The sequence below is a fragment of the Flavobacterium sp. genome (assembly GCF_044361065.1).
In the GTDB taxonomy this organism is placed as follows: Bacteria; Bacteroidota; Bacteroidia; order Flavobacteriales; family Flavobacteriaceae; genus Flavobacterium.
Map to the genome: position 1 here is coordinate 1 of NZ_JBIKJI010000153.1, position 4,769 is coordinate 4,769.

General features: G+C 33.2%; 4 protein-coding genes. All 4 read right to left on the minus strand.

Annotated features, from left to right (window positions below):
- Positions 1-927: MFS transporter (locus ACIQ11_RS08810; protein ID WP_396154274.1), on the minus strand; the 927-nt coding region annotated here is incomplete at its 3' end.
- 19 nt (positions 928-946) lie between these two features.
- Positions 947-2,323 carry a porin gene (locus ACIQ11_RS08815; RefSeq protein ID WP_396154275.1) on the minus strand — a complete coding sequence of 459 codons (1,377 nt, stop codon included), beginning with the start codon at positions 2,321-2,323 and terminating at the stop codon, positions 947-949.
- Between the two features lie 94 nt (positions 2,324-2,417).
- Positions 2,418-2,837, minus strand: coding sequence for a hypothetical protein (locus ACIQ11_RS08820; RefSeq protein ID WP_396150981.1), 420 nt, complete (start codon positions 2,835-2,837; stop codon positions 2,418-2,420).
- A 170-nt stretch (positions 2,838-3,007) separates the two neighbouring features.
- The coding region (locus ACIQ11_RS08825; RefSeq protein ID WP_396154276.1) for a thiamine pyrophosphate-dependent enzyme at positions 3,008-4,769 on the minus strand (1,762 nt) is incomplete at its 5' end.

Consider the following 4,769-nt stretch of genomic DNA (forward strand, 5'->3'; position numbering starts at 1 on the left):
CATCATAATCCATTTTCTACTCATTTTATCAGATAACCATCCAAATAATACAAAGAAAGGTGTTCCTAATGCTAATGAAACCAACATAATGTTATCGGCAATATCTTTATCAATACTCATTGTTTTTTCAATGAAACTCATGGCGTAAAACTGACCTGTGTACCAAACCACACCTTGTCCCATTGTTGCTCCAAATAAAGCTAACAATACAAATTTGAAGTTTAATTTATTTCCAAAACTTTCTTTTAATGGATTTGTAGATACCTTACCTTCTTCTTTTACTTTAGTAAATACTGGAGATTCATGCATGTTTTTTCTAATCACGTAAGAAATCAATATCATTAAGATAGAAACCCAAAACGGAATTCTCCAACCCCAATCAACAAAGTCTTCTTTAGATAAAGAGTGTCTTGTGATGTAAATTACAATTAAAGATATAAATAATCCTAATGTAGCTGTAGTTTGAATCCAAGATGTAAAGAAACCTCTACGGTCTGTTGGCGAATGCTCTGCAACATAAGTGGCAGCACCACCATATTCTCCACCTAAAGCCAATCCTTGTAATAATCTTAAAACAAGAACTAATAAAGGTGCAAAAAATCCGATTGTTTCATAAGAAGGCACACAACCAATTAAAAAAGTAGCACCACCCATTAATAAAAGTGTTACCATAAAAGTATATTTACGTCCAATTAAATCACCTAATCTTCCAAAAAATAACGCTCCGAATGGACGCACCACAAATCCTGCAGCAAATGTTGCTAACGTAGATAAGAATGCCGCTGTTGGATTATCTGGTGGGAAAAATTTTGTAGAAAGTAATGTAGCTAAACTTCCAAAGATATAGAAATCGTACCATTCAATCATTGTACCCATTGAGGAAGCGGAAATCACTTTCCAAATTCCAGTTGTCTTTTTATCGCTCATGTTTTAATAATTTTAAATTTTATAAATATATCTGTAGTTGTAATAAAAATTCTCCTTTATACGAATCAATATTGTCTTTAGTAATGTAAACAGGTCTGTTAGAATATTGAGCTGTTAATTTTGCATGATGACCATCTAAAAATAAGTTGGTACCAAAATCAAATTGGTTACTTGCTTTACCTAAAGCTTCAAAATTCTTGTAAGTGTAAGCTGCAAAAGGTTGAATTCTAACCTTTGGTTTGTCTGATTTATTAGGTAATAAAAAGCCTGCTTGAGTGTACCAAATATTTCCGGTTCCTACCATTGGTTGAAGATTTCCAGGACCAGCCAAACTTCTACTACCTGTAAAGCTTGCATCTGCAACTCCTTCATTCATAATTCCAATATTTCTTAAATAATTAGGTCCAAAATTGTAATCATAATAAACACTATAAGCCGTTACAGCCATCTTCTTGTCTTTCTGACCAACTGGTAAATCAACGAATACATCTCCTGCAAATAAACCTATAGTATGTCTATCTGTAATTCCATTTACTGAAGTTTTTGTACCACTAGGCGTAGTGTAAAAACCTGCACCAAAGTTTAACATTTTTTTAGTCCCAAGATACGATCCAACCTTGAAAGGAAGAAAATTCGACTCTTTATCAAATACCTGATATTCAACATATCCTGCTTTAGACCATTTTGCATTATTATTGTTATCTACAGCGATAGCATTTTCAGCTTGAGTAACATTAGCAACAGTTTGATTTGTAGCAAAAGGCTTGTTTAAACTAAATCTGTATTCAAATTTATTGTATTTACCTTTAGCAAAAACACCAATTTGTCTTGCAAATTGATCTGAATTTTCTATCAAAGGCCAATTGAATATTGGTGCATCTATAGTTAAGTAATTTAAGGTTGATGACATTGTCATTCTTGATAAACCCATATAATAGTGTAATCCACCTCCTAATGATAAACTAAATGGTTTTCCTTCTTTAGGAAGTACAACAGCATATTCATTCCATGCATCATGAAAAAACAAGCCAGGTTTTTTACCAGCTCCATATCCACCTGTACCAGCAGATCCTGAAGCACCACCATTAATAAATGTTTGGTTATTTATACCCACATGTGTTACAATCATATAACGAGGAGATATTTGAGTATAAGCAAGTATACGTAATCTTCGTAAACCTATGTCTTCTTGAGTAGAGACACCTTGATCCCCAATCATCGTTCCAGGATTCATTTGTGAAGCACGCATCCAGACTTGATTCCAAGTAATAAATCGCATATACTTAGTTCCCTCTGGATTAAGATTAAACTTTATACCTCCACCATAATCAGTTGATCCTTGACCAAACGATAAAGCCGTGATGAGAAGCGCGGCTGTTAATAAAATTTTTTTCATAATTTAATATAGTTAGTATTTGATTAGTGGTGCCAAATTCTAAAAAATACTAAAACAAAAAAATTTTAATATATATAATTGTAAAGCAGTATAGTTAATCTTTAAAACGTTCCCATTTAATTAGCATAAACTTATCACCAAGTTCGGTAATTATCATTCCAGCACCGGATAAGATTTCTTTGTTTTTAAGAAATTCTACCAATTCTAAATGATTAAAAATTTTATAAGTAGGATGGTAATTAGAATTTTCAGGTTTTTTTATTTTAAATTCTTTAACCCAATTGCTAATTGAAACGTGAGACACACCGATAATGCGTTCGATCTCTCTAAAACTTAATCCTTCGAGGTATAATTGTAAGGCTTTCGTAACGTAATAATCGTCAATTTTTTTACCTAATTTATTGACGCTGAAAAAATAATTACACGGTTTACACAAATAACGTTGTCTGTTTTTAACAATTCCGCTCTTTACGATCTGATTATTTTGACATTTTGGACAGGCTAAAATCTCCATATATATAAATTTTGCATAAATATACTAAATTAGCAATATAATAAAATAGAATTCGTGTTTTTTTTATATTATTTTTTCATTTCCACTAATAAATAGTAGAAATAATTATATAAAGCATAAAAAAAGCGTAACAAGTACGCTTTTACATTTTTCAAATGTACTATATTTTATTAAAATGCTAAAACTTCTTTTAAAGCTATTTCAAAACGAGTTTTTGGTAAATATTGATCTTCAATAGCCTTCACAAACGGACTTGGGGTTTCTAAACTTCCTACACGTCTTACAGGTGCGTCTAAAGATTCGAAACAGTTCTCCATTATTAAAGCTGAAATATCACTTGAAATTCCACCAAATAAGGTATCTTCTTGCAATATAATACATTTTCCAGTTTTCTTAACCGAAGTATAAATAGTATCTAAATCTAAAGGTTGCAAGGTTCGTAAATCTATAACATCTGCAGCAACTTCTGGGTTCTTAGCTAAGGTTTCTAACGCCCAATGCACACCTGCACCAAAAGAAATTACAGTAATATCATTTCCTTCCTTAAGTAAAGCCGCTTTTCCTAAAGGAATGGTGTAATAATCTGTTGGAACGTCTTGATGAATACTTCTATACAATTGTTTGTGTTCAAAAAACAAAACCGGATTTGGATCATTAATTGCGGTATTTAAAAGCCCTTTTACATCATACGGAAAAGCTGGATATATCACTTTCAAACCTGGTGTTTTGGTAAACCAAGCTTCATTGGTTTGCGAATGAAAAGGACCTGCTTGTGTGCCCCCACCGCAAGGCATTCGTACCACTACATCCGCTTTTTCATTCCAACGGTAATGTTGTTTGGCTAATAAATTGACAATCGGATTGAAACCCGTTGAAACGAAATCAGCAAATTGCATTTCTACAATAGCTTTGCATCCGTTTATGGATAATCCCATTCCGGTTGAGACTACTGCACTTTCGCAAATAGGTGTATTTCGCACACGTTCTTTACCAAATTCAGCCACAAAACCATCTGTAATTTTAAACGCGCCACCATATTCTGCAACATCTTGACCCATAATTATTAAATCCGGATAACGTTGCATCGATTGTCGTAACGATTGTGAAATGGCATCAATAAATCGAATGTTTTCGGTTACTTCCGAGGGGTTGATTTCTTGATGAATATAAGGTGCATAAACATCGTTCAACTCTTCTTCTAAATTAGCCACTACTTCTTCTGCAGTTTGAGTAATCGCCCAATGTTCATCTATTTCAGCTTTAATTGCTTCACGAATTTGATTATCCTCATTTTCAGATAACACATCAGTGGCTATTAAATATTTTCTATAATTTTCGATTGGGTCTTTTTCAGCCCATATATCCATTAATTCTTGAGGTACATATTTAGTACCACTCGCCTCTTCGTGTCCACGCATTCTGAAGGTTTTAAACTCTAACAAAACAGGACGAGGATTAGCAATCATTGAAGCTTTTAATTCTGAAATTTTAGTATATACGTCTAAAATATTATTCCCATCAATAACAAAACTTTCCATACCATACCCTACGCCTTTATCAGCTAAGTTTTCACAACGGTATTGCTCATTGGTTGGCGTTGAAAGTCCATAACCATTATTTTCAATAACAAATAACACAGGTAAGTCCCATACCGCGGCAATATTTAACGCTTCGTGAAAATCACCTTCAGAAGTAGCGCCTTCACCAGTAAAAACAGCAGTTACTTTACCATTCTGTTTTAATTTATTCGCCAAAGCAATTCCATCAGCCACACCTAATTGTGGACCCAAATGCGAAATCATTCCGATAATTTTATATTCTTGAGTTCCGAAATGAAAACTTCTATCTCTACCTTTTGTAAATCCCGTTTTTTTTCCTTGCCATTGCGAAAACAATCTATGTAAAGGAATATCACGCGAGGTAAATACGCCT